28 protein-coding genes are annotated in these 24,781 nt (G+C 59.7%); 17 read left to right on the top strand and 11 right to left on the bottom strand.

All coding sequences use genetic code 11. The features are described 5' to 3' along the window. Positions 1-79 precede the first annotated feature (79 nt). On the bottom strand, positions 80-328 hold the full coding sequence (locus tag ACR0NZ_RS11945) for an accessory factor UbiK family protein (protein WP_050604795.1): 249 nt from the start codon (positions 326-328) through the stop codon (positions 80-82). Between the two features lie 97 nt (positions 329-425). Here ACR0NZ_RS11945 and lgt point away from each other — a divergent pair, with 97 nt between their 5' ends. From lgt to ACR0NZ_RS11970, 5 genes are all read left to right on the top strand, one after another. Continuing rightward, positions 426-1,316: a prolipoprotein diacylglyceryl transferase gene (lgt, locus tag ACR0NZ_RS11950; RefSeq protein ID WP_480519140.1), complete on the top strand. Its 891-nt coding sequence runs from the start codon at positions 426-428 to the stop codon at positions 1,314-1,316. Further along, entirely contained in the window at positions 1,313-2,380 is a 1,068-nt protein-coding gene (locus ACR0NZ_RS11955) for a class I SAM-dependent methyltransferase (protein ID WP_480519142.1), read from the top strand. Before lgt ends, ACR0NZ_RS11955 begins: the two co-directional genes overlap by 4 nt. Then, a complete protein-coding gene (gene pgeF, locus ACR0NZ_RS11960) occupies positions 2,377-3,135 on the top strand; it encodes a peptidoglycan editing factor PgeF (RefSeq protein WP_480519144.1) in 759 nt (252 codons plus the stop codon). Before ACR0NZ_RS11955 ends, pgeF begins: the two co-directional genes overlap by 4 nt. A 270-nt stretch (positions 3,136-3,405) precedes the next feature. Continuing rightward, positions 3,406-3,534, top strand: coding sequence for a hypothetical protein (locus tag ACR0NZ_RS11965; protein ID WP_267362961.1), 129 nt, complete (start codon positions 3,406-3,408; stop codon positions 3,532-3,534). A gap of 329 nt (positions 3,535-3,863) precedes the next feature. Continuing rightward, the gene (locus ACR0NZ_RS11970; protein WP_480475489.1) at positions 3,864-4,646 is read left to right on the top strand and encodes a Hint domain-containing protein; all 783 of its coding nucleotides are present in this window, start codon (positions 3,864-3,866) and stop codon (positions 4,644-4,646) included. Positions 4,647-4,765: 119 nt separating this feature from the next. Here the strand turns inward: ACR0NZ_RS11970 and ACR0NZ_RS11975 are convergent, their stop codons facing one another. Beyond that, positions 4,766-5,266, bottom strand: coding sequence for an Lrp/AsnC family transcriptional regulator (locus ACR0NZ_RS11975; protein ID WP_480493624.1), 501 nt, complete (start codon positions 5,264-5,266; stop codon positions 4,766-4,768). A 227-nt stretch (positions 5,267-5,493) separates the two neighbouring features. Here ACR0NZ_RS11975 and trxB point away from each other — a divergent pair, with 227 nt between their 5' ends. The 4 genes from trxB (at position 5,494) to ACR0NZ_RS11995 (ending at position 10,575) form a co-directional block, all read left to right on the top strand. Beyond that, positions 5,494-6,435 (top strand): thioredoxin-disulfide reductase, encoded by a 942-nt coding sequence (gene trxB / locus ACR0NZ_RS11980; protein ID WP_267362965.1) that lies wholly within the window; start codon positions 5,494-5,496, stop codon positions 6,433-6,435. Positions 6,436-6,438: 3 nt separating this feature from the next. Beyond that, positions 6,439-6,888, top strand: a complete 450-nt coding sequence (locus ACR0NZ_RS11985; protein WP_480493622.1) for an RES family NAD+ phosphorylase — start codon at positions 6,439-6,441, stop codon at positions 6,886-6,888. An 80-nt stretch (positions 6,889-6,968) separates the two neighbouring features. Further along, positions 6,969-8,660, top strand: a complete 1,692-nt coding sequence (locus tag ACR0NZ_RS11990) for an adenylate/guanylate cyclase domain-containing protein (RefSeq protein ID WP_480519146.1) — start codon at positions 6,969-6,971, stop codon at positions 8,658-8,660. Between the two features lie 196 nt (positions 8,661-8,856). Beyond that, on the top strand, positions 8,857-10,575 hold the full coding sequence (locus ACR0NZ_RS11995) for a bifunctional sulfate adenylyltransferase/adenylylsulfate kinase (protein WP_480519148.1): 1,719 nt from the start codon (positions 8,857-8,859) through the stop codon (positions 10,573-10,575). Positions 10,576-10,676: 101 nt separating this feature from the next. Here the strand turns inward: ACR0NZ_RS11995 and ACR0NZ_RS12000 are convergent, their stop codons facing one another. From ACR0NZ_RS12000 to ACR0NZ_RS12010, 3 genes are all read right to left on the bottom strand, one after another. Beyond that, positions 10,677-11,564, bottom strand: a complete 888-nt coding sequence (locus ACR0NZ_RS12000) for a PhzF family phenazine biosynthesis protein (RefSeq protein WP_480519150.1) — start codon at positions 11,562-11,564, stop codon at positions 10,677-10,679. Between the two features lie 93 nt (positions 11,565-11,657). After that, entirely contained in the window at positions 11,658-11,882 is a 225-nt protein-coding gene (locus ACR0NZ_RS12005) for a DUF1150 family protein (RefSeq protein ID WP_480475477.1), read from the bottom strand. Between the two features lie 5 nt (positions 11,883-11,887). Then, positions 11,888-12,301 (bottom strand): Hsp20 family protein, encoded by a 414-nt coding sequence (locus ACR0NZ_RS12010; RefSeq protein WP_058275530.1) that lies wholly within the window; start codon positions 12,299-12,301, stop codon positions 11,888-11,890. A 163-nt stretch (positions 12,302-12,464) separates the two neighbouring features. Here ACR0NZ_RS12010 and ACR0NZ_RS12015 point away from each other — a divergent pair, with 163 nt between their 5' ends. The 4 genes from ACR0NZ_RS12015 (at position 12,465) to ACR0NZ_RS12030 (ending at position 15,073) form a co-directional block, all read left to right on the top strand. Further along, positions 12,465-12,689 carry a YdcH family protein gene (locus ACR0NZ_RS12015; protein WP_209504778.1) on the top strand — a complete coding sequence of 75 codons (225 nt, stop codon included), beginning with the start codon at positions 12,465-12,467 and terminating at the stop codon, positions 12,687-12,689. 76 nt (positions 12,690-12,765) lie between these two features. Continuing rightward, positions 12,766-13,251 carry a 5-(carboxyamino)imidazole ribonucleotide mutase gene (gene purE / locus ACR0NZ_RS12020; protein ID WP_209504779.1) on the top strand — a complete coding sequence of 162 codons (486 nt, stop codon included), beginning with the start codon at positions 12,766-12,768 and terminating at the stop codon, positions 13,249-13,251. Next, a complete protein-coding gene (locus ACR0NZ_RS12025) occupies positions 13,248-14,003 on the top strand; it encodes an NAD(P)-binding domain-containing protein (protein ID WP_480519152.1) in 756 nt (251 codons plus the stop codon). Before purE ends, ACR0NZ_RS12025 begins: the two co-directional genes overlap by 4 nt. Positions 14,004-14,005: 2 nt before the next feature. Then, the gene (locus ACR0NZ_RS12030; RefSeq protein ID WP_480475473.1) at positions 14,006-15,073 is read left to right on the top strand and encodes a 5-(carboxyamino)imidazole ribonucleotide synthase; all 1,068 of its coding nucleotides are present in this window, start codon (positions 14,006-14,008) and stop codon (positions 15,071-15,073) included. A 65-nt stretch (positions 15,074-15,138) separates the two neighbouring features. Here the strand turns inward: ACR0NZ_RS12030 and ACR0NZ_RS12035 are convergent, their stop codons facing one another. The 6 genes from ACR0NZ_RS12035 to ACR0NZ_RS12060 form a co-directional block, all read right to left on the bottom strand. Next, positions 15,139-16,290, bottom strand: a complete 1,152-nt coding sequence (locus ACR0NZ_RS12035; protein WP_480519154.1) for an alpha-D-ribose 1-methylphosphonate 5-triphosphate diphosphatase — start codon at positions 16,288-16,290, stop codon at positions 15,139-15,141. Continuing rightward, positions 16,287-17,060 carry an alpha/beta fold hydrolase gene (locus ACR0NZ_RS12040; RefSeq protein WP_480519156.1) on the bottom strand — a complete coding sequence of 258 codons (774 nt, stop codon included), beginning with the start codon at positions 17,058-17,060 and terminating at the stop codon, positions 16,287-16,289. The genes ACR0NZ_RS12035 and ACR0NZ_RS12040 overlap by 4 nt, the downstream gene beginning before the upstream one ends. A 29-nt stretch (positions 17,061-17,089) precedes the next feature. Then, positions 17,090-17,941 (bottom strand): DMT family transporter, encoded by an 852-nt coding sequence (locus ACR0NZ_RS12045; protein ID WP_480519158.1) that lies wholly within the window; start codon positions 17,939-17,941, stop codon positions 17,090-17,092. A 246-nt stretch (positions 17,942-18,187) separates the two neighbouring features. Beyond that, entirely contained in the window at positions 18,188-19,825 is a 1,638-nt protein-coding gene (gene groL / locus ACR0NZ_RS12050) for a chaperonin GroEL (RefSeq protein ID WP_480475465.1), read from the bottom strand. A gap of 53 nt (positions 19,826-19,878) precedes the next feature. Next, a complete protein-coding gene (groES, locus tag ACR0NZ_RS12055) occupies positions 19,879-20,166 on the bottom strand; it encodes a co-chaperone GroES (protein ID WP_209504786.1) in 288 nt (95 codons plus the stop codon). Between the two features lie 151 nt (positions 20,167-20,317). Further along, positions 20,318-20,992 (bottom strand): DUF2161 domain-containing phosphodiesterase, encoded by a 675-nt coding sequence (locus tag ACR0NZ_RS12060; protein WP_480519160.1) that lies wholly within the window; start codon positions 20,990-20,992, stop codon positions 20,318-20,320. 109 nt (positions 20,993-21,101) lie between these two features. On the opposite strand from ACR0NZ_RS12060, the gene ACR0NZ_RS12065 reads away from it, so the two are divergent. The 4 genes from ACR0NZ_RS12065 (at position 21,102) to ACR0NZ_RS12080 (ending at position 24,725) form a co-directional block, all read left to right on the top strand. After that, on the top strand, positions 21,102-22,082 hold the full coding sequence (locus ACR0NZ_RS12065; protein WP_480519161.1) for a TraB/GumN family protein: 981 nt from the start codon (positions 21,102-21,104) through the stop codon (positions 22,080-22,082). 110 nt (positions 22,083-22,192) lie between these two features. Further along, the gene (locus tag ACR0NZ_RS12070) at positions 22,193-23,113 is read left to right on the top strand and encodes a manganese-dependent inorganic pyrophosphatase (RefSeq protein ID WP_480475459.1); all 921 of its coding nucleotides are present in this window, start codon (positions 22,193-22,195) and stop codon (positions 23,111-23,113) included. Between the two features lie 191 nt (positions 23,114-23,304). Beyond that, on the top strand, positions 23,305-24,180 hold the full coding sequence (locus ACR0NZ_RS12075) for a TIGR01459 family HAD-type hydrolase (RefSeq protein WP_267362988.1): 876 nt from the start codon (positions 23,305-23,307) through the stop codon (positions 24,178-24,180). Between the two features lie 101 nt (positions 24,181-24,281). After that, the gene (locus ACR0NZ_RS12080) at positions 24,282-24,725 is read left to right on the top strand and encodes a MaoC family dehydratase (RefSeq protein WP_267362989.1); all 444 of its coding nucleotides are present in this window, start codon (positions 24,282-24,284) and stop codon (positions 24,723-24,725) included. Positions 24,726-24,781 lie beyond the last annotated feature (56 nt).

The following is a 24,781-nucleotide window of genomic DNA, read 5'->3' on the forward strand; positions in this document are numbered from 1 at the left end:
CAGCACCGCACAATCCGGGCTGGATTGCGCGACTGAATGCTTTGTCCAAAAAATTGTGAAAACAGGGAACGCCGGGGCGTTATTTGTCCAGTTTTGCCTCGAGCGCGGCGATGCGGGCTTCGAGTGCCGCGTTTTCTTCGCGTGCCTTCTGGGCCATGGCGCGCACGGCGTCAAATTCTTCACGGGTAACGAAATCGCGGTCGGCCAGCCAGCGGTCGATCATCGACTTCATCGCGTTTTCAGCCTCTTCCCGCGCGCCCTGCGCCACGCCCATGGCGTTGGTCATCAGTTGGGACACGTCATCCAGGATCTTGTTGCGGGTCTGCATATCTGTTCTCCGATCTCGCGGTTTACATGTATATGGGCAAAGAATGGCGCGGGCTCAAGGTTGACTTGACCTGCAAACCCCGGGCAATGAGACGCACATGCAGGCTGTTCTGAATTTCCCCGATCTGTCGCCCGAACTGTTCTCGATCCCGCTGTTCGGGATGGAGTTCGCGTTAAGGTGGTATGCGCTGGCCTACATCGCGGGCATCCTGATCGCGTGGCGGCTGGCCGTTGTGGCGTTGCGCCGCCCAACGCTCTGGCCTGCGGATGGCCCGCCGATGAAGCCCGAGCAGCTGGAGGATCTGGTCACCTGGATCATTCTGGGCGTGATTCTGGGCGGACGGCTGGGCTTTGTGCTGTTCTATCAGCCGGCTTATTACCTGTCGCACCCGCTGGAGATCGTGAAGGTCTGGCAAGGCGGCATGGCCTTTCATGGCGGATTGCTGGGCGTGATCTTTGCGTCGTACCTGTTTGCAAGACGGCACCGGATCCCTGCCCTGTCGCTGGGGGATCTGGTCGCCTACACCGTTCCGCCCGGATTGCTGCTGGGGCGGCTGGCCAATTTCGTCAATGCCGAGCTGTGGGGCCGCCCGAGTGAGCTGCCCTGGGCCGTCATTTTTCCCGGATTTGCTGCGCAGGACTGCCCCGACGTGGTCGCAGGCATGTGCGCCCGGCACCCGTCGCAGCTGTATGAGGCCGCGCTGGAGGGTGTTTTGCTGGGGGCGGTATTGCTGTGGCTGGTCTATCGGCGCGGCGGTTTTCGCACACCGGGCCTTGTCATGGGGACGTTCCTGGCGGGCTACGGCGCGTCGCGCTTTATCGTCGAGTTCTTTCGCCAGCCGGATGCGCAGTTCGTATCGCCCGGCAATACACTGGGGCTGGCCTGGCATGTGGGCGGGTACGGGCTGACCATGGGGCAGTTCCTGTCGCTGCCGATGATCGCGCTTGGTCTGTGGTTTGCCCTGCGGGCGCGGCGGCGGGCGGCATGAGCCTGACCGATCACCTGATCGCCCGCATCCGGCAGGATGGACCGCTGAGCGTGGCGGATTTTATGGGCGAATGCCTGCTGCATCCGACGCTGGGCTATTACACGACCCGTGATCCGCTGGGGGCTGCGGGGGATTTCACCACAGCGCCGGAAATCAGCCAGATGTTCGGGGAGCTGGTCGGGCTGTCTCTGGCGCAGAGCTGGATGGATCAGGGACGGCCTGCACCGTTTACCCTGTGCGAGCTGGGGCCGGGGCGCGGTACCTTGATGGCCGATATTCTGCGCGCCACACGGGCTGTACCCGGATTTCACGAGGCAGCGCAGGTTGTACTGGTTGAAGCATCGCCTGTATTGAAACAGGTGCAGGCGGAAACGCTGAAGGATTACGAGGCGGTCTGGATCGACACGATCGCCTACCTGCCCGACCAGCCGCTGTTGCTGGTTGCTAACGAGTTCTTTGATGCCCTGCCCATACGCCAGTTTCAGCGTGACGGTACGGGCTGGCGCGAGCGTCTGGTGGGTGAACGTGACGGCGGGTTGACGTTCGGACTGGGCGCAATCGGGCCGCAGGTGGCGTTGAATGACAGGCTGTCGGACACCAAGGACGGTGATCTGGTCGAACTGTGTGCTGCTGCAATTCCCATTCTGACCGTGATCGCGGGACGGATCGCCAGCCATGGCGGCGCGGCGCTGATTGTCGACTATGGTGACTGGCATTCGCTGGGCGATACCTTGCAGGCTCTGCAAAACCACGAACATTCCGATCCTTTGGCATCGCCCGGTCAGGCCGATTTGACAGCGCATGTGGATTTTGAACCTTTGGCCGTTGCGACCCGCGCCTTTGGGTGCAGGCATACGCGCCCGACACCGCAGGGCGTCTTCCTTGAACGGCTGGGGATCACCGCCCGCGCGCAAGCTTTGTCAAAGGCGCTGAGCGGTTCCGAGCTGGATGCGCTGATTGCCGCGCATCGGCGGTTGACGCATCCTGATGAAATGGGAAATCTGTTCAAGGTGATGGGCCTTTTCCCGGCCTATGCAGCCCCACCACCAGGATTGGACCCATGACGCTGGAAATTCTGACCTCGGACCTGCTGTCGCCATTTCGCCATGGGTTCTTTACCCGTCGCGGCGGCGCGTCTTCTGGAATTTTCAGCGGCTTGAATTGTGGTCAGGGGTCCTCGGATCAAACCGAGATTGTCGCGCTGAACCGGCGGCGGGTGGCCGACGCGATGGAAGTTGAACCCGAGGCAATGGTCGCGGTGCATCAGGTTCATTCGCCAACGGTTCTGACAGTCAAAGCCCCGGTTGACGGTGAAAAGCCCAAAGCGGATGCCATTGTCACAGCAACACCCGGTCTGGCCCTGACGATCCTGACGGCCGATTGCCAGCCGGTTCTGTTCGCCGATCCCGACGCGCATGTGATCGGTGCCGCCCATGCCGGGTGGCGCGGCGCGCTGGACGGTGTTCTGGAGGCGACGCTGGACGCGATGGAGGCGCTGGGGGCCGACCGCAGCAATATCTGCGCCGTGATCGGACCCAGTATTTCCCAGCGCGCTTACGAAGTGGGGCCAGAGTTTCTGGACGCGTTCCTGGCGGATTCGCCGGACAACAGCCGCTTTTTTGCCAATGGTGAAAGTGACCGCCTGCAATTTGATCTGCCCGCCTTCGGGCTGTACCGGCTGCGGCAGGCGGGAATCGGACAGGCCGAGTGGACCCGGCACTGCACATATTCCGACCCCGACAGGTTCTATTCCTATCGCCGATCAACACACGCGAACGAGGTCGATTACGGGCGGCTGATCTCCGTCATAAGATTGTGATCTTCGTCCAGATTTAGGTGCCCTGCCACTTTTCCGCCACATTTGTTGTGTTGATTGGGCATCAGAATCGTAACGAGTTTTTGCCAGTAATCAGATCGGTATCTGACGTTCGAAAATCGGGCGCTGGCGTGTTGAGTGGGAGGTCCGTCTGACTTCATTTTTCTGTCCGCAAATCATCCCGGATAAGCCTTATCCCTGCCGCAAACGCGCGTCACAAAAGGTTTACAGAGGATGTGGGGAAATACGCCCCGCTCAGAGCAGGACCAAAAAATGAAAACCAAATCACGCTTTCTGAAAGCCATGGTCGAGGCCACTCGGGACCAGAACCTGGAAATGCCGTGGAAGCGGGTAACAAGCAATTCTGTCAGGGTCGCCAGTCGCATCGCGGCACGACGCTGAGACAGAAAAACCCAGAGACCAAGCTGCCGGTCTTATCTGGGTCAACGCGTATCAGGTTTGCTCCGGCCTGATGTATCGCGCGTCACGAACGAGGGGTTCGTGACTTTTACGGAGTTGTGTGTGCGGGCAATTTCGCCCGTGATGTACGAGTTTGTCTGGGGGGTCAATGTGTTGACCATTGGAAAGCGAGATTTAGTCGCGTTGCGGGACCGTTCCGGTCATCGCCCGGGGGTCACCCATTTGTTTCAAGACAAAGAACCAGTTCGCCGGGCGCGTCTGTACGGGGGTACGCCGCGCCTGACCGAACATTTTGAGGGGACGGAATATTAATGACTATTCCAAATTCACTGGCCCGCGCGGCCAGAAATGCAATCGAAACTTCGGCCATGCTGCGAGAAATACCGCGGCCAGTTTCAAAGCCAAAGGCCCAGCTGCGCCGCTATGAAGTCAGCAGCCTGCTAAAGAATGGAGATGTGGTTCAGACCCGCCATATCGCGCCCGCCTTGCCGATGTTTGAAGACGCGTTTTGTGCCTTCACACGTGGATCTTTAGTGGAAACAGAACATGGACCGATGGCAATCGAGGATTTGATGCCTGGGGATACGGTCCTGACGCAGAATGGCGCATCGGAAACCGTGTTGTGGAAGGGATCTGTCACGTTGATCCCCGGACGCGCGGATTCACGTGGCCGGACGCGACCCTTGACGCGGATCATGGCGGATACGTTCGGGATGCAGAAGCCAATGTCGGGTGTCATTGCCGGCCCGGCGGCGCGAATCGTGGGAACACCTGCGCATTTGCGGCACCTGCATGGAGGGCAGCCGATTCTTACACCCGTGTCAGAATTTCAGGACGGGATGGGTGTTATTGAAACAATGCCGCCTACCCCCGTTGAACTGTTTCACATTTGTTTAAAACGCCATTCCGTTATTCGCGTAGATGGATTACAGTTCGAAACATATCATCCAGGTGTGAACGCGGTTCGCATGATCAGCCACTCGCTTCGGTCGATCTATCTGAACCTGTTCGCGCATATCGAGTCGCTGAACGATTTTGGCCCGCTGCTGATGCCGCGCGCCGGAGATGGTGAGATCGACGCGATGACGGCCTGAGCATGATTGTGATTACTGCATTATGGGGGGCATCATGCAGCTGGTAATAAGTTGGGTTCTATCCCTTGCGGTGGCAGCACTGTTGCCACCAATCACCGCGCAACCAAAACGTGTTGGCGTTACGCCATCCGGTTCATACGTTCTTCCAGAACGTCGAACGGTACGCCTGGCTCGTCTTTTGCGCCGCGAATAACGAGCGATGTCTTGACGCTGGCCACGTTTGGCGTGGTCAGCAACTCGCCCGTCAGAAACTGCTGAAAGCTGCTCAGGTCAGGTGCGACGCATTTCAGAATGAAATCCACTTCGCCGTTCAGCATGTGGCATTCGCGGACCAATGGCCATTCGCGGCAGCGGCCTTCGAACGCGCGCAGTTCGACTTCGGCCTGGCTGTCCAGACCGACCATGGCAAATACCTGAACCTCGAACCCCAACTCGCGTGAGTTGACCTCGGCGTGATAGCCGGTGATGAAGCCGGATTCTTCGAGTGTGCGCACCCGGCGCAAACAGGGCGGGGCCGAGATTCCGACCCGTTTTGCCAGCTCGACATTGGTCATACGACCGTCCGCCTGCAGTTCCGCCAGAATCTTGCGATCAATATCATCCAGCCGAGTCGTGACCATCAAATGCTCCTGATTTTTTCGGTTCTTATATCAGCACCCCACACGCGCGCAATAATGTTTCGCAGATGCGCAATTTTCTTTGTTTCCTTTTCGCCTTCTTCCCGTAATCACAAGGCACCCCGGCCCGAGGGGACCTGAACAGTAAGGGGCTTTAAGCCGGGCCAGTCGGTCGCTATATCGGGGCGACGGGCCGCGGGCCCAATTCAGGCAATTCGAGCGGGGGCACCATGGCCGACACAAGACACACCAAGGTTCTGATCATCGGGTCAGGGCCCGCAGGATACACCGCAGGCGTATATGCAAGCCGCGCCATGCTGGAACCCATTCTGGTACAGGGCATCGAACCCGGTGGTCAGCTGACAACGACGACCGAGGTCGAAAACTGGCCCGGCGACACCGAGGTGCAGGGCCCGGACCTGATGGTGCGGATGCAGGACCATGCGAAGGCCATGGGATGTGAGGTGATTGGCGATATCATCAGCGATCTGGACCTCAGCAAGCGCCCCTTCACCGCCAAGGGCGACAGCGGCACCACCTATACCGCTGATGCGGTCATTCTGGCCACAGGCGCGCGTGCAAAATGGCTGGGTCTGCCCTCGGAAGAGAAGTTCAAGGGCTTTGGCGTCTCGGCCTGCGCCACCTGTGACGGGTTCTTCTATCGCGGGCAGGAAATCGTGGTGATCGGTGGCGGTAACACAGCCGTGGAAGAAGCCCTGTTCCTGACCAATTTCGCCAGCAAGGTGACCCTGATCCACCGCCGCGATGAGTTGCGGGCGGAAAAGATCCTTCAGGATCGCCTGTTGAAGAATGAAAAGATCGAACCGCTGTGGTTCCACCAGCTGGAAGAAGTGATCGGCACCGATGCGCCTTTGGGCGTCGAAGGTGTTCGGGTCAAACATGTTAAAACCGGCGAGATCACCGAGATCCCGTGCAAAGGTGTCTTTGTCGCCATCGGCCACGCCCCTGCGAACGAGTTGGTCAAGGACACGCTGGAAACCCATATGGGTGGTTATGTCGTCACCAAACCGGGCAGCACCGAAACCTCGATCCCCGGCGTGTTCGCGGCAGGCGATCTGACCGACCATGTCTATCGTCAGGCGGTAACAAGCGCCGGGATGGGCTGTATGGCGGCACTGGATGCCGAACGGTTCCTGGCCGAACAGGACTGATACATGCTTGAATTCTCTGGCCCTGTCTGGAGAATTCTGTTTGCGTCGCAGGCAGCGACCCCATTGCTGCCTGCCCGCGCGCCTGAGGGGCGCTTTCATCATTCCGGACAGTTCGCGCTTTATGCCTCGCTCAGCGCCGAGGGCGCTTCGGTCGCCATCCGGCGCTACGTCTCGGGGGATGATCCCGACCGCGTGATACAAAGGTTTCTGGTGGAAAACGCGCGGTTGGTGGACTACCGCGGGCAGACGGCTGTCTCGGTGATCTGGCAGGATAATCGTGCTATGGGGGTCCCTTCGCCGACATGGGCTTTTTCGGATAAAGCGCGGGCACTGGGGGCGGACGGCTTGATCTACAGCTCGCGCACGCGCCCCGACCTCAGCCATCTGGTGCTGTTTTGTGCGGACAAGATATCAATTCACTCCCAACACCCTGCCACCCACTGGCAGGCTTAGATTTGCACCCGAAGCCTTGACCTGACCGCGAACGTCCCCGCAAAGTCCAACCACGGCGAACAGCGATACAGGTGGTATTCTTGAAGAGCGCATTGTGGCGTGGCGGTTGGGCAACCCGGCTTCGGATCGGCAGCGGGTTGGTTCTGTTTGCTTTCGCTTTCTTCCATTTTATCAACATCGGGATGGGCCTGTTTCACACCGATTATCTGCACGGGATGCAGGACGGTCGAACAGCGGTGACGCGGCATATCCTTTTGAGCGTGCTGCTTTATGCGGCGCTGTTCACGCATGCCGGTCTGGCGCTGACCTCGATCGCGCAGCGCCGGACCCTGCGCATGCCGTTCAGCACGGCGTTGCAGGTGGTTCTGGGTCTGCTGATACCTTTGCAGCTGATCTCGCATGTCATCCAGACGCGGGTCGCGCACGAGATCTATGACGTCAATGACGAGATGGGGTATATCATCATCCTGATGTGGCCCAGCACCGTGATATGGATGCAAAGCGCGTTGTTGCTGATCGTCTGGGTGCATGGCTGTATCGGACTGCATATGTGGCTACGGCTGACGAAATGGTGGTCCAGCGCCGTACCCTATCTGATCGGTGTTGCCGTCTTCATCCCCATGTTCGCTTTGGCTGGTTTGCTGACCGAGGGTCGCCGCATTTGGATGGATTTCGCAGATGAGTTTTTGCGGGAACAATATATCGAGCATTACAACTGGCCCTCGCCCGAGGCGTTTCAGACCATGTTCACCGTCAAAGACAATGCCCTTCTGGCGTTCTGGCTCGCCTTGGCGGTCACGGGTCTTGTGTATATCGGGCGCAAGCTGTGGCGGCGCAGGCATTCGGTGCGGGTGAGTTACAGCAGCGGGCCCGAGGTAGATGCAGAAAAGGGTATGACCCTGCTTGAGATTTCGCAGGCACACGGTGTGCCCCATGCGGCCTTGTGCGGCGGGAAGGGGCGCTGCACCACGTGCCGCGTCATCGTTGAAGAGGGCGCCAGCGCCCTGCCCCCACCCGGCGATGTCGAGGCCCGCAGTCTGGCCGCTGTCGGCGCCTCACCGCAGACAAGGCTGGCCTGTCAGATCCGCCCGACGGAACCGACCACCGTTTTCCGCGTTTTTCAACCGGATGGCGGGCGCATCCGCGGGCATGCCAGTCAGGGGCAGGAACGGAAACTGGCCGTGCTGTTTCTGGACATGCGTGGATTTACCGCTCGCACGACCGGTCAGTTGCCCTATGACATCGTGTTCCTGCTGAACCGGTTCTTCGACGCCGTTGTTCCTGCCATCACCAAGGACGGGGGTGTCGTGGACAAGTATATGGGTGACGGGTTGCTGGCGGTTTTCGAAAAACCCGATGCAGCAGCATCCGCCAGCGCTGGGTTGAAAGCTGCGATAGATATCAGCCATGCCCTCGACCGGTTCAACGAACGGCTTGAGGCCGAGGGCAGCCCTGGCATTCGGATCGGAATGGGCCTGCACCTTGGGGATCTGGTGCTGGGTGAGATTGGCGCGCAGGGACATGCCGCTAGAACGATCATCGGCGACGCTGTCAATGTGGCCAGCCGACTGGAAAGCGAGACCAAGGCGTTGGGGGTCGAACTGCTGGTCTCACAAGAAGTGTTGACGGCTGCGGGCATGGACCTGCCGCCGGAGGGTATCCGGATGTTCCAGCTGCGCGGCGTTGCCGATCCGATTCCCGCCCTGCCAGTCACTCGCGCGTCCGGGCTTGCGCCACACACGCAAAAACAGGAACAGTCATACTTTGCATGATCGGATTATCTACGCCCAGGGGAACCAGATCATCATTTTGATTTCAGAGTTGGAAATTCCTTCCAATCCGCGAGAAATCAGCGCATATCGTCCTTTGTTTCATTGACGCCAGTGGACTTCGCGCGACAGTCGGTGCAAATGCCCCGAAAACGCCCTCGAATCACTGGCAACACAACACTGCGATAAGAGTATTCAGATGACGATGTTAAGCAATCTGGCCCCCATTCCCGAACTTTATGTGTCGTACGACTCGGCCCAGAAACTGAAGGTTGAAGCCGCCGACCTGACCAGTTGGGATCTGAGCCCGCGCCAGATCTGTGATCTGGAACTGCTGATGAATGGCGGTTTCAATCCGCTCAAAGGTTTCCTGAGCGAAGCCGATTACGACAATGTCGTTGAAAACATGCGTCTGGCTGATGGCACCCTGTGGCCGATGCCCATCACGCTGGACGTCAGCGAAGATTTTGCGGACAAGATCGAACTGGGTCAGGATATCGCGCTGCGTGATCAGGAAGGCGTGATCCTGGGCACCATGACGGTGACCGACCGCTGGACCCCGAACAAGGCGCGCGAAGCTGAGAAGGTTTTTGGCGCCGATGACGATGCCCACCCGGCTGTGAACTATCTGCACAATGTGGCGGGCAAGGTCTATCTGGGTGGCCCTATTGTTGGCATCCAGCAGCCCGTTCACTATGACTTCCGCGGTCGCCGCGATACACCAAACGAGCTGCGCGCCTATTTCCGCAAACTGGGCTGGCGGCGGATCGTGGCCTTCCAAACCCGCAACCCGCTGCACCGTGCGCATCAGGAGCTGACTTTCCGCGCTGCCAAGGAAGCGCAGGCCAACCTGCTGATCCACCCGGTCGTCGGCATGACCAAGCCCGGCGACGTGGACCACTTTACCCGCGTGCGCTGCTATGAGGCGGTACTGGACAAGTATCCCGCATCCACCACCTCGATGAGCCTGCTGAATCTGGCGATGCGCATGGCAGGCCCGCGCGAGGCGGTCTGGCACGGGCTGATCCGTGCCAACCATGGCTGCACCCATTTCATCGTGGGCCGAGATCACGCGGGCCCGGGCAAGAACTCGGCCGGTGAAGATTTCTATGGCCCCTATGACGCGCAGGATCTGTTCCGCCAGTTCCAGGATGAGATCGGCGTTGAGATGGTCGATTTCAAACACATGGTCTATGTGCAGGAACGCGCGCAATACGAGCCGAATGACGAGATTCTGGATAAGGACAATGTCACGATCCTGAACATCTCGGGCACCGAACTGCGCCGCCGTCTGGCCGAGGGCCTGGAAATCCCCGAATGGTTCAGCTTTCCCGAAGTTGTGGCCGAGCTGCGCAAGACCAAGCCGCCACGCAGCCAGCAGGGCTTTACCGTGTTCTTCACCGGCTTCTCGGGCTCGGGCAAATCCACCATCGCCAACGCGCTTATGGTCAAGCTGATGGAGATGGGGGGTCGTCCGGTCACGTTGCTGGATGGCGATATCGTGCGAAAAAACCTGTCATCCGAACTGGGTTTCTCGAAAGAGCATCGCGACCTGAACATCCGCCGGATCGGCTATGTGGCATCCGAGATCACCAAGAACGGTGGCATCGCCATCTGCGCCCCGATCGCACCTTATGCCACCACACGCCGCGCGGTGCGCGAAGAGATCGAGCAGTTCGGTGCCTTCTGCGAAGTGCATGTTGCGACCACCATCGAAGAGTGTGAGCGGCGCGACCGCAAGGGTCTGTATAAGCTGGCCCGCGAGGGCAAGATCAAGGAATTCACCGGCATCTCGGACCCGTATGACGTGCCTCAGAACCCCGAGCTGCGTGTCGAGACCGAGAATGTCGAGGTCGACAACTGCGCCCATCAGGTATTGCTGAAGCTGGAAAGCATGGGCCTGATCGCAGCCGGCTGAATCTGATGAATGAAACGAAGCGGCCTCCGGTTTACGGGGGCCGTTTTTGTTTTGACGAGGCTGAGGTGTTTGGGGACGTCGACGGGTGTGAGCCGGTTCGTCTATTGCGCGGTCTCTGGCAGGTCAACCTGCCCGCGCATCAGGATATGCCCCTGACCGGCAACCTTGATCCCCGTCATCGCGTCGGCGGGTCCAACGCGCGTGACAACGGCCTGACCGGGGCGGCCCATATCGTGACCCTGTTCCGCAACGAAACTGTCTTTGGTCATTAGCCCGTATCTCCACAGATAGGCCGCCATGGCCCCGGTGGCGGACCCGGTAAACGGATCCTCGGGCGGGCTGGGCGGGGCCATAAGCAGGCGCGAGAACGTATCGCCCGCATCGGTGGCCCCTTGGAGCGTCACGAGGAAAGGCTCGGCCATATCCGAGCCGGAATACCCTGCCGTCGCAGCCACTTTCCGCAGCGCGCCCTCGGACAGGCGGGCCGCGCGCAACGCGTCATGATCGCGCAGAACGGTGATACAGAAGGGCAAGCCGGTTGAAACCATCCGGGGTGGCGAGATGATGGCTTCTTGCGGCAGGCTGATCGCCTTTGCCACCAGATCGGCAGGCACATGCGCACCAAATTGCGGTGCGACCTGCGTCATTTCGATCTGGTCGCCCTGCAATCCGATCGAAACCAGACCCGCGCCGGTTTCCAGCGTCAGATTATCGCCGGAGATCATACCGCGCGACCGCATCGCCGCTACGGTGGCAATCGTCGGGTGCCCGGCAAAGGGAATTTCACGGCTGGCCAGAAAATACCGGACGCGGATGTCGGCCACGTCGGACGGGCCGGTGAATGTGCATTCGACCAGAGAGGTTTCGCGCACATATGCCATGCAGACCTCGGCCGAGAGACCCGCGCCGCCATGGACCACGGCACAACCGTTGCCGCCAAATGCACGATTGGTGAAGGCGTCTACCCAGTCGAATTCAAACCAGCTCATGCAGTCGGCTCCGTTACAGGTTAAAAGCGGCAGTTTCGCCGATGCGCATGTGTTGCGGGCAACGTTTCAGCCCCGCCCGGGCTAAGGGGCCGTTCAGTGAACGGCCACAGGTGACAGGTCGTGCTGACGGGCCAGAACGAAAGCCAGCTTGCGGTCGGCCACAAGCGCTAGTTGCTGCCCATCGGAATCGTGCACGGCATAAAGGTGATCCAGATCACCTGCCTGATCGCGCAGATCACGCGGCAGATCGGCAACGTCGACTGTTTTCACATAGACGATACGATTGCCTTCGGTGTTGATTTCAATCGGTGTATTCATAGCTCTTACCCCTTCCGTATATTGATTGTCTGAACCACGGTTTCCGGCACGGCGCGGGTCAGATCCACATGCAGCAGACCGTTTTCCATAATCGCCTCGCCCACCTCGACCCCGTCGGCCAGCACGAACATGCGCTGAAACTGACGCGCCGCGATGCCACGGTGCAGGAAGATGCGCCCCTCGCTGTCGTCGCGCTGACGGCCCCGGATCACCAGTTGGCGATCCTCGATGGTGATCGACAGATCCTCTTCGGCGAACCCGGCCACGGCAAGGGTGATGCGATAGGAAAAGTCCGAGGTCTGTTCGATATTATAGGGCGGGTATCCTTCATTACCGGCCTTTGCAGACCGTTCCAGAAGGCGTTCCAGCTGCTCGAACCCCAAAAGATGCGGGTATGAGCCAAGAGTAAGTTTCGACACGTATTTTCGTCCTTTATTGTCAAAGCGACGTGGTGCGCGGTCCCGTTCCGGCAACCGCTTGTTATAGAATATGGGAAGAAACCAGGATGTCCACAAGGTCTGGCGCGATAACGTCTGACACACTATCTTGTTGGGCAAGCACCACAACAAGCCCGAGTCGCCAATGAACGCGCCCACCGACCTTTCGATGAAAACCGATGAAGTTCTGCGGGTTGAATTGGAGGTTTTCCGCCGCCAGCACCGCGACCTTGATGAAGCGATCGAGGCGCTGCATGAAAAAGGAACGGCTGATCAGTTGACCCTTCGGCGTCTGAAAAAGGAAAAACTGCGCCTGAAAGACTTCATCCGCCTGATCGAAGACCGCCTGACCCCCGATATCATTGCCTGAACACCCTGTACCGCATTGCCACAAAAGCGGATTTGGCTATAGTGCGCGCTCTTTCTGAGCGCGGGGACGTAAGCGGATGAGCGATGTGACAGTGGGGATCATCATGGGCAGCCAGTCGGACTGGCCCACGATGAAGGAAGCCGCAGATATTCTGGATGAACTGGGCATCGCTTATGAGGCGCGTATCGTTTCGGCCCATCGCACCCCGGACCGGTTGTGGGACTATGGCAAGACCGCCGTGTCGCGCGGGTTGCAGGTGATCATCGCGGGCGCAGGTGGCGCGGCACATCTGCCGGGCATGATGGCCTCGAAAACACGGGTACCGGTGATTGGCGTGCCTGTGCAGACGCGGGCCCTGTCGGGGGTGGATTCGCTGTATTCCATTGTGCAGATGCCCAAGGGATTTCCCGTGGCGACCATGGCAATTGGGTCCGCTGGCGGGGCCAATGCGGGCCTGATGGCGGCGGGCATTCTGGCCTTGCAGGATGAGGCCCTGGCCGCGCGGCTGGATGCCTGGCGCGAGGCCTTGTCAGCCTCGATCCCCGAGGAACCGCAGGGATGAGCAGAATCGGGTTTATCGGCACCGGGCATATCGCCGCGCCGATTGCGCGGCTGATGGCCGCCAAAGGGCATGAGATCAGCGTGACCGAACGCAACGCCGAGGTCTCGGCCGCCCTGAATGCCGAACTGGGTGTGGCTATCGCGCCGCCGCAGGCGGTGATTGACACCTCGGACATCGTGTTTCTGTGCCTGCGCCCGCATATCGCGGCCGAGGTTCTGACTCCCCTGACCTTTCGCGCCGATCAGCAGGTCGTGTCGGTGATGGCGGCCGTTTCCGCCAAGGATTTGGCCAAGCTTTGCGCACCGGCGTCGGATTTCGTGCAGACCATCCCGCTGGGGTTCTTGCAGTCCGGTGGCTGCCCGATGGCGGCATTTGGAAATGACCGCTTGCTGGCCGAGCTGTTCGAGCCGGAAAACCCCGTGGTCAAGGTTGCGGATGAGGCGGCGCTGAACGCGCATTTTGCAATTTGTGCCATGGTTCCCGGCATTCTGGATTTGATGGCCACCGGGGCCAAATGGCTGGGTGACATGACCGGCGATGCGGACGAGGCCGAGTTCTATGCCACGCAGTTGATGGCTGGTTTTCTCGCCGCGATGGAGAAAGGCACAGCCGGGCGGTTGGCACAGGAGCGCGACGCTTTGGCGACCGAAGGTACTCTGAGCCTGCAGATGACGGGCACCCTGATCGAACAGGGCGCGCATGAGGCGCTGAGAGCGGCGCTTGGCGCAATTGGAAAACGTTTGGAGAATTGAAGATGGCGGAGATGCTCGCCCAAGGTGCGGTGATCGGGATTCTGGGTGGCGGCCAGCTGGGCCGGATGTTGTCGGTGGCGGCCTCTCGGCTGGGGTTTGTCAGCCACATCTACGAGCCGGGCGCAAACCCGCCTGCCGGACAGGTTGCGGATCGGGTAACGACAGCGGCCTATGACGATGTCGACGCCTTGACGGCTTTTGCCGATGCGGTGGACGTCATCACCTATGAGTTTGAGAACATCCCGACCGAGGCGCTGGATATTCTGGAAGCCCATCGCCCCATTCGCCCCGGGCGTGAGGCATTGAGGGTCAGTCAGGACCGCCTGACCGAGAAGACGTTCCTGCAGGGGCTTGGCCTGAAAACGGCCCCGTTTGCGGATATCACCAATCTGGATAGCCTGAATGCGGCTATCGAAGTAATCGGCACGCCTGCGATACTGAAGACCCGCCGCTTTGGCTATGACGGCAAAGGGCAGGCCAGATTGCGCAGCCCCGGGGATGCCGAGGCCGCGCTGGCCGACATGGCTGGCGCGCCTGCCGTTTTGGAGGGGTTCGTTGATTTTTCGCACGAAGTTTCGATCATTGCTGCGCGCGGGCTGGACGGTCAGGTGGCCTGTTTCGACCCGGGTGAGAATGTGCACCGCGATGGCATTCTGCACACCACCACCATCCCCGCCCGCCTGTCCCCTGCCCAGCGCACCGATGCCATCCTGCTTGCGGCCAATATTCTGAACGCGTTGGAATATGTCGGTGTCATGGGGGTCGAACTGTTCGTTACACCCGGCGGGCTGATCGTGAACGAGATCGCGCCGCGCGTGCATAACTCGGGCCACTGGACGCAGAATGGCTGCGCCGTAGACCAGTTCGAACAGCACATCCGCGCGGTGGCGGGCTGGCCGTTGGGCGACGGGCAGCGCCACTCGGATGTGGTCATGGAGAACCTGATTGGCGACGATATGGACCGCGTGCCCGAGCTGGCGCGCGAACGGGACGTCGCACTGCATCTTTACGGCAAGGCCGAGATCAAGGCCGGTCGCAAGATGGGACATTTCAACCGGATCAAGCGGTAGAATATCGCGCTACGGCGCGATGCCTTCGGCGAGAGTATTTGGAAAAAGGTGAAGCTGGTCTGGTTTCACCCCACAAAGCGCGACGCGATATCCCCTGACATATAGCTGACGCGCCCGCCCGCCAGTGTCGCGGCAACCCGGTGAGTGGTTGCATCAAGGATTACCAGATCGGCGCGTTTGCCCGCGGCAAGCGTGCCCCGGTCCTGCAAGTCCAGCACCCGCGCGGGGCCGGATGAGATCAGCGCCCAGGCCCCTGCGAAATCCAGCAGCCCGGTTTTGGCCAGCATCAACGCCGCGCGGCGTGGACTGGGATAATGGTAATCCGAGGCCAGCGCATCACAGAGCCCCATCGCGATCAGCTCTACCGCGCTGGCGTTGCCCTTATGCGAGCCGCCGCGGACCACATTGGGCGAGCCGAGAATGACGTGATCCCCGGCAGCGCGCGCGGCCTCGGCGGCCTCAAGCGTTTCGGGAAACTCGGCAATGTGCACCCCTTGGCCGCGCCACCAAGCGCGCGCCTCGGCAGTTGCGTCATCGTGGCTGCCCAGACGCACGCCCATGTCCGCAAGCTTCGAACAAAGCGCTACAAGCGCCGCCGGAACCTCAGCCTTGCGGGCGTGCATGTCGAGCAGCATCTCAAAATGTGCCTCCGGATTTCGCCCGGCCTTCAAGGCTTGCCCGGTCAGGCGCGGTGGTTTCTTGCCCTGTGCCAAACGATCATGCGGCAGGTGGTCATTGAAGACCACGTATGGCACCTGCCAATCGGCGATGCGACGGGCCAGCCCGTCGAAATCCGCGAGCATATTGGTCTCGAACCGCAGTTGCGGGATCAGATCGGTGACCGTGCTGCCCTTGACCGCTGCGATGGCCGCAAACACCTGCGCGGCAAAGTCCGGGCCGCGCACGCCGCCTTCCCAGCTGTAAAACTGCGCCAGCACGGCTGTGGTGATGCCATTGGCGGCCAGTTCGGCCTCGACCGACAGAATGCCCTCATTCATCTGTTTCATCGCGCCGCGACGTGGGGCTATATGGCGTTCGAATCCATCGCCGTGCAAATCGACAATACCTGGCAGAACTAGATAACCGGTCAGGTCAATCCGCCGCCCGGGCGCGTCATTCTGAACCACCCCATCTGCAATGGCGAAGTCTGCGCGTAACAGCCCTTCACCCGGTAGCAGGACCTCTGCTCCGGTCAATGTCAGTTCCAATGCGGTCATTCTGATGGCTCCGCCCCCGGTTCCGAGCAGTTTTGCCCGATACAGATCTCGTCTATTACGTCCATCACACCGTCCAGCCAAGTGATCTGCGGATCAAACCGGCCGAATTCAATGAAGTGCAGCACCTGCGCCATGACCTGCGGGTTGTTCATCATGAAGGTATGGGTCACCGGCAAGACAAGATGATCGGCCATGCCTTCGACCTTGGTGGACTCGACCGACACTTTGCCATCGTCAGGACCGTCGATCAGAGACGAAAACACGAGGTTCAGGGACTGGTCACCTGCGATGACACCCAGTTCGAAATCCACGGGCGGCAGGCGGCTGGGAATACCATCCGGGCCCGTACCCAGTTGAAGACCGGCCGGACCGTTCAGGTATCCGAACACCTCCCACGCGCTGAGTTCATCGACCAGCTGGCTACCCTGATTGGGCGGCCCCAGCATGACGACACGGCCCATGTTTTCAGGGCTGTGGTCCTGCAACCAGTATCGCAACAGGATGCCGCCCATGGAATGCGCAACGACATTGACGGTATCAGTGCCGCAGGCTGCAAACGCTTGCGGGATGGTTTGTTCGGCCAGTTCGGGGATTCCGATTTCGGTCGATGGGTAACCGGGGCGCACGACGGAATAGCCATTCGCTTTGAACAGTTGTTCCATCACGCTGAACGACGCCTCAGTCCGGGCAAGACCGTGCAGCAGGACAACGCATTTCGCATTGGCCACGGCGGGAATAAGGCAACAAAGCAGGGCGATCAGAATTCTCATACCCGCCAGATAAAGCCTGTGCGCCCACGTTAAAAGACCTTCCCACGTTGACGTCGCAGGACAGCCAGCGCGATACCGCCCAAAACCAGTGCCGCACCAACAAGCAGCCGCACACCCGCGCTTTCCCCCAACAGCACCACGCCGCCCACAATCGCGATCACCGGCACGCTGAGCTGAACAACTGCCGCCGTTGAAGGTGCCAGTTGGGGCAGAACGCGATACCACAAGGCGTATCCCAGACCCGAGGTTACGCCACCTGACAAGGCCGCAAGTAGATAGCCCAATCCGGTCATGTGCCACTCTGCCCCTGTGGCCATCAGGGCCAACGCGGTCACAGGCAGCGCGACGATGAAATTTGCAGCCGTGCCCTGCAACGCATCAGGCTCGGACCGCCCGGCCAGTGAATAGGCCGCCCAGCCGATCCCGGCGGCAATCATCAAAACGGTTCCGGTTGGATCGACCTGCACTGTTCCTGTGGGCCACAGGACACAGGCCAGACCACCCAGCGCAATCGCTGCTCCGGCCAGCTGTCGGCGGGTAGGTTTGGTCCCGGTAAGGGCGGTGGCGGCGAACATGGTGATCTGCACAACGGCAAACAGGATAAGCGCGCCCAGCCCCGCATCCAACGTCAGATAGGCAATGGAAAACCCGATCATATACAGGGAAAGCGACCCGGCCCCGATGAACCGCCTGCAGGTGCGCAGCGGCAAATGTCCTCTGCGCAGCACAACCAGTGCGGCCAGAACCAGCGCCCCCGCCAGAACCCGGATAATGGCAAACCCCGCGGGATCACTGGATCCGCTGTCGATAGCCAGCCGGTTCAGAATGGAGTTCGCCGCAAAGGCGCACATGGTCAGGGCGGTCAGAAGGAACAGTCGCATTGCAACCACATACCGACTTGGCGGCAGGTTGGACACTCACAATTCGGGCACACGCGGCCCAGCCTTCATCTTTTCCAAAATACTCCCGCCGGAGGCGTGGCCGCATTGCGGCCATCGGAAATGAGACGGGGCCGCCAAAAGGCGACCCCGTCCGTTAGCACTTTGGCTTCCCCTCTCGACAGCTTGACCTTGCAGCCAAACGCCTGTCAGGGGTCGTCAGAATTCGCCGAGGCGAATTCGACGTGCTTACATCATGCCGCCCATGCCGCCCATGTCGGGCATGCCGCCAGCAGGTGCATCTTTTTGCGGTTTGTCTGCAACCATCGCTTCGGTGGTGACCAGCAGGCCGGCAACCGAAGCCGCGTCTTCCAGAGCGGTACGGACAACTTTGGCCGGGTCGATCACGCCGAACGAGAACATGTCGCCATATTCTTCGGTCTGAGCGTTGAAACCAAAGGCCGGATCCGAAGACTCGCGCACTTTGCCTGCAACAACCGCGCCGTCAACGCCTGCGTTTTCGGCGATCTGGCGCAGCGGCGCTTCGATGGCCTTGCGCACGATGTTGATGCCTGCGTCCTGATCAGCGTTTGCGCCTTTCAGCGATTCCAGTGCTTTACCGGCCTGAACCAGCGCAACACCACCGCCTACAACGACGCCTTCCTGAACGGCTGCGCGCGTTGCGTTCAGAGCATCGTCCACACGGTCCTTACGCTCTTTCACTTCAACTTCGGTCATGCCGCCGACGCGGATAACGGCAACACCGCCTGCCAGTTTGGCAACGCGTTCCTGCAGCTTCTCACGGTCGTAATCCGACGAGGTTTCTTCGATCTGGGTGCGGATTTGGGCAACACGTGCTTCGATCTCGGCTTTCTCGCCAGCACCGTCGACGATGGTGGTTTCGTCTTTGCTGATCTCGATCTTCTTGGCGGTGCCCAGCATGTCCATGGTGACATTCTCAAGCTTCATGCCCAGATCTTCGCTGATCACCTGACCACCGGTCAGGATTGCGATGTCCTGCAGCATGGCTTTGCGGCGATCGCCGAAGCCCGGTGCCTTGACAGCAGCAATTTTCAGGCCGCCGCGCAGTTTGTTGACAACCAGAGTTGCCAGCGCTTCGCCTTCAACGTCTTCTGCAATGATCAGCAGCGGCTTTTGCGACTGGATCACCTGCTCGAGCAGCGGAACCATCGGCTGCAGCGAGGACAGTTTCTTTTCGTGCAGCAGGATCAGGCAGTCGTCAAGCTCGGCCACCATCTTGTCTGCGTTGGTGACGAAGTAAGGCGACAGGTAGCCGCGGTCGAACTGCATCCCTTCGACAACATCGGTCTCGGTTTCCAGACCTTTGTTTTCTTCGACGGTGATGACGCCTTCGTTGCCGACCTTCTGCATCGCGTCTGCGATTTGCTGGCCAATTTCAGCTTCGCCGTTGGCCGAGATGGTGCCAACCTGAGCAACTTCTGCCGAGTCTTTGACTTCACGCGAAGCAGCACGGATGCCTTCGACGACTTTGGCGGTTGCCAGGTCGATACCGCGCTTCAGGTCCATCGGGTTCAGGCCCGCTGCAACCTGCTTCAGGCCTTCTTTTACGATGGCCTGCGCCAGAACGGTCGCGGTGGTGGTGCCGTCACCGGCTTCGTCATTGGTGCGGCTGGCGACTTCTTTCACCATCTGCGCACCCATGTTTTCGAACTTGTCTTCCAGTTCGATTTCCTTGGCAACCGAAACACCGTCTTTGGTGATGCGCGGTGCGCCGAAGGATTTGTCCAGTACCACGTTGCGGCCTTTGGGGCCCAGGGTCACTTTGACAGCATCAGCCAGGATGTTCACACCCCGGAGCATCTTGTTGCGGGCATCGGTGTCGAACTTGACGTCCTTTGCAGCCATGTCGTTTCTCCTTGAGAAAATGTGTTGAGTGGAAGATCAGAGAAAGCGCGGGCTTACTCGATGATCCCCATGATGTCGCTTTCTTTCATCATCAGCAGCTCTTCGCCGTCGACCTGAACCTCGGTGCCCGACCATTTGCCGAACAGGATCTTGTCGCCAGCCTTGACCGCCATTGCGATCAGCTCGCCGCTGTCCTTGCGCGCGCCTTCGCCGGTTGCGACGACTTGGCCTTCGCTGGGCTTTTCTTTTGCGCTGTCAGGAATGATCAGTCCGCCTGCGGTTTTTTCATCGCTTTCGGTACGGCGAACCAGCACACGGTCATGAAGCGGTTTCAATGCCATCTTTGCAGCTCCTTGGGCTCAAAGTTTTGTTTATCCTCCCCTCGCCTTTCGACGAGGCGTTAGCACTCGGTGTGTATGAGTGATAACGACGCATAGCTAGGGAGTCTAAAACGCCGAGTCAACAAGGTGTTTGGGATTTTTTTACAACGCCTCAGTCAGCCTGTTCCCAGCTGTAGGCCCAGTGTTTCAAGCCGTCTGTTCCCTCAGAAGTAAGAGCGTAGACACCTTTTTCAACCTTCTCGAACCACCCATAGTGATTTTCCCGCATCAACCGGGTGGCGACCGGAACACCCGCCGATCTGGCAACCTCGGCCCCTTTGGCCGGGCCGTGTTCGGCCAGAAAGGCCGCGCATTTCAGCGCATCCTGACGGTAGGCCGTCACGATCCCGTGACGTGTCGCGCCCCCGGAATTGGGGTCGCCCTCCAGCCGAGCGAATTCACGCAGCAGCCGCACCGCCCTGGCCTTGTCCTTGCGCGGCACATATGGGCCCGGGTCGCATTGCACCTCGACCGTGCCATCGGCGCGTACGGTGATCAGACCCAGGCCAAGCCTGCGGCACAGAGCCAGATTGTCCCTGAGCGCCCGCCGGGCCGTGCGCCCGGTGGGTTTGCTGACCCCGATATAGACCTGATCCGTGAGTTTCAGGCGGGTAATCGCCTGATGGAAAAGGGACAGCGTGAACCTGAGCTTGAGTTCGACAATCACAGGCGTCTCGTCTTCGCGCATGGCGACGATATCGGCTGCGCCCACTTCTCCTTTGACGGTGTATCCCTGACGCTCCAAAAGCGCCTTGATCGGGGGATAGAGGTCCTGCTCGCGGTTCATGGGCCTATGCTACGCAGATTGTTGAGGAATACCAGACGGGTTGCTTGAACATGGGCCGCAGGCATGGCTATGTCTGGGACACCTTGATGACACAACACCGGATGGGTTCATGCGCCTGCTGACGTTTCTCGCTTTTCTACTGGCCCCGATCACGGCTGCGGCTGCGTGCGATGGGCAGGACCTGCGCCCACTGCTGTCAGATGACGCGCGGGCCGAGTTGCAACGCGCCGTGGCGGACATCCCCTTTCCGGAAGGCAACCACTGGATTGCGCGCAAGGGTGACACGGTTCTGCACATCGTTGGCACCCTGCACACTTATGACGAACGTATGGAAAAGGTGGTTGAACGCCTGTCTCCGGACCTGAGCAAGGCTGACGCATTCTATTTCGAAGTCACCCAGACTGACATGGACGCATTCGAAAAAAACCTGGCCAATAATCTCAGCGCTGTAATGATCACATCCGGGCCGACCCTGATCGACCTGATGGGAGATGAAGACTGGGCCGCATTCTCGACCGCGTTGAACCAGCGCGGCATTCCCGGCTGGATGGCAGCCAAAATGCGACCGTGGTTCTTGAGTATGATGCTGAGCATCCCGCCCTGCATGATGGAAGATCCGAACGGGACCTACGGCATGGACGCCCGCCTGAACGATCTGGCCGCAGAAAACGGCATTCCGCAATACTCGCTGGAACGTATCGACGACCTGATCGCCATGTTCGACAGCCACCCTCTGGAACAGCAGGTCGAGTCGCTGGTGCGGCTGTCCGGGGCGATGATGGGAAGCAACGATCAACTGGCCACCATGGCCAATGGATATCTGGAAGAAAAGCACGCCGAGATCATACAATTCGCACGCCTTCAGGGGTTCGAGGAATCCGGGTTGAGCCGGGACGTCTTCGATGAGGAATGGAACGGGTTCGAGCAGCAGATGCTTGTCCAACGGAATGCTCTGTGGATGGAGCATATTCTGGCCATCACGGATCAGACGGCGGTGATCGCGGTCGGCGCAGGTCATCTGAGTGATGACCACGGTTTGCTGAACCAGCTGGAGCAGGCCGGATACACGCTGACACGCGCCGCTTTCTAAGCTGGTTCAGCGGTTTTCAGACCAAGCGTCGCAGACGGGCTGCTGTGGCGTGACAAGGGCGTTTGTCCGCCCTATAAGGCGCGCAAATTTCCATTCCGCAGGACGCTGACATGACAACGCTCGTATTTGGTCACAAATCCCCCGACACCGATTCCACAGGCTCGCCGATCCTGTGGTCGTGGTACCTCAACGAAATCAAAGGTGTGCAGGCCGAGCCCGTGCTGTTGGGCGAGCCCAACACCGAAGCGGCGTTCATGCTGGACAACTGGGATCTGCCCAAACCACGCATCCTGGACGATCTGGCAGCGGACACTCCGGTGGTTATCGTCGACACCAACAACCCTGCCGAACTGCCCGCCAACGTCAATGACGCAGACATCCGCGCCATCATCGACCACCACAAGCTGGTCGGTGGTCTGGAAACCAAAGGCCCGATCGACATCACCGTGCGCCCGCTGGCCTGCACGGCCACCATCATGGTTGACCTGATGGGCGACGATGCAGCCAAGATGCCCGACGCCATCAAGGGCGCGGCACTGACCTGCATCCTTTCGGACACGCTGGAATTCCGCTCGCCCACCACCACGCCCCATGACCGCGAGGTCGCAGAGCGGCTGGCGGCCGAGTTGGAGCTGGATATCTCGGCTTACGCGGCAGATATGTTTGCGGCGAAATCGGATGTCTCGTCCTTCTCGGATGCCGAACTGATCCGCATGGACAGCAAGGAATACGAGGTCGATGGCACCAAATTCCGCGTCTCGGTTCTGGAAACCACTGCGCCGGGTGTCATTCTGGACCGCAAGGCAAGCCTGGCGGGTTCGATGGTGGATGTCGCCAAAGAAGACGGTGTCGATCAGGTGCTGCTGTTCGTCGTCGATATCCTGAACGAGGAAGCCACCCTGCTGGTGCCCAATGATCTGGTCAAAACCGTTGCCGAGAAAAGCTTTGGTGCATCCGTCGATGGCGACGCCGTGGTTCTGCCGGGCATCATGAGCCGTAAAAAGCAGATCATTCCGAACCTGAAGGTCTGAAAAAACACGCGGGGTCCGTCATTCTGAGTAAAACGGGCCTCGCATTATTGGTCTTCAGTCTGCGCCTTCGGCATTGCGCTTAAACAGACCTTTACCCAACCGACGAAATACAGGGCGGCCACCGATCGATTGGTGGCCAATCCCTTGCCAATCGGTCATAAGGCTCGTGCAGTTTCAGCTTGAGGCCACATATGACCCAGATCGTTCACGCGCTGTCCGAAATCTCCGCCCGCTACAAAGCGTTGTTTGTCGATCTGTGGGGGTGCGTTCACAACGGGATCACGGCCTATCCCGAAGCTGTCGCAGCCCTTCAAGCCTATCGCGCGGACGGGGGGCTTGTTGTTCTGGTCACGAACTCGCCCAAACCCCGTGCGGGTGTGGCCGAGCAACTGGTGCAGTTCAATGTTCCCGCAGATGCCTATGACACCATTGCCACCAGCGGCGATTCCGCACGGTCGGCGATGTTCCGTGGTGCTGTCGGGCACAAGGTTTACTTCATGGGGGAATGGCAGCGCGATGCGGGCTTTTTCGAGCCCCTGAAACTGCTGCACCACCCGATCCATATTGAACGTGTCCCGCTGAGAGAGGCCGAAGGGATCGTCTGCTGTGGCCCTTTTGATCCGATGGCCGACCCGGACGTGAACCGCCCCGATTTCCTCTATGCCAAACAGATGGGCATGAAGCTGCTGTGCGCAAACCCCGACATTGTTGTCGATCGCGGCGAGGTGCGCGAATGGTGTGCAGGCGCTTTGGCAAAGCTCTATACCGAGATGGGCGGCGAGAGCCTGTATTTCGGCAAGCCGCACCCACCGATCTACGATCTGGCGCGCCGCAGGTTGCAGGAACTGGGCCATGATATCCCGGACAGCGACATTCTGGTGATCGGCGACGGCCCCCATACGGACATTCTGGGGGGCATGGGTGAAGGCATTGATTCCCTGTTCATTTCGGGCGGGCTGGCGGCTGCTGAGACAAAAACGTCGCACCATCCGGATCACGAATCCCTAACGGCTTATATCGAAAGGGAAAAGATCAACCCGACCTACACAATCGGGCGATTGAGATAGCAAGAAAAGACTTGATTTTCTGCAGTTGCGAAGTAATAAAGTTGCCAACCTAGGCCGGATAGTGGTTTTTTCTTTCTCGGTCGATTTCGAGTGAGGGCAACATGTTGGACAATCTTCCACGCGGAACGATCTGTATCGAAGACATCGAAATGGGAATGTCCCGCCACCTGCGCAAAGTGGTGACGGACGAAGATATCGAGATGTTTGCGCAGATCTCGACAGACCGGAACCCGGTGCATCTGGATGATGATTATGCCCGCGATACAATCTTCGAAGGGCGTATCGCGCACGGAATGCTGACAGCTGGGCTGATCTCGGCCGTTATTGGCGAACAACTGCCGGGTCATGGCACGGTCTATATGGGGCAGTCACTGAAGTTCCTGGCCCCCGTGCGCCCCGGTGACATGGTTTATGCCGAGGTCAAAGTCATCGACATCGACTTTTCCAAGCGTCGCGTCAAACTGGATTGCCATTGCTCGGTCGAGGGCAAGAAGGTGCTGATCGGTGAAGCCATGGTACTGGCCCCGTCGCGCAAGTTCGACTGATCGGCGAACACATCCATGCAAAAGGCGCCCGACCGGCGCCTTTTTTTTGTTGGGAC

It is taken from the genome of Ruegeria sp. AE3, from assembly GCF_056542225.1.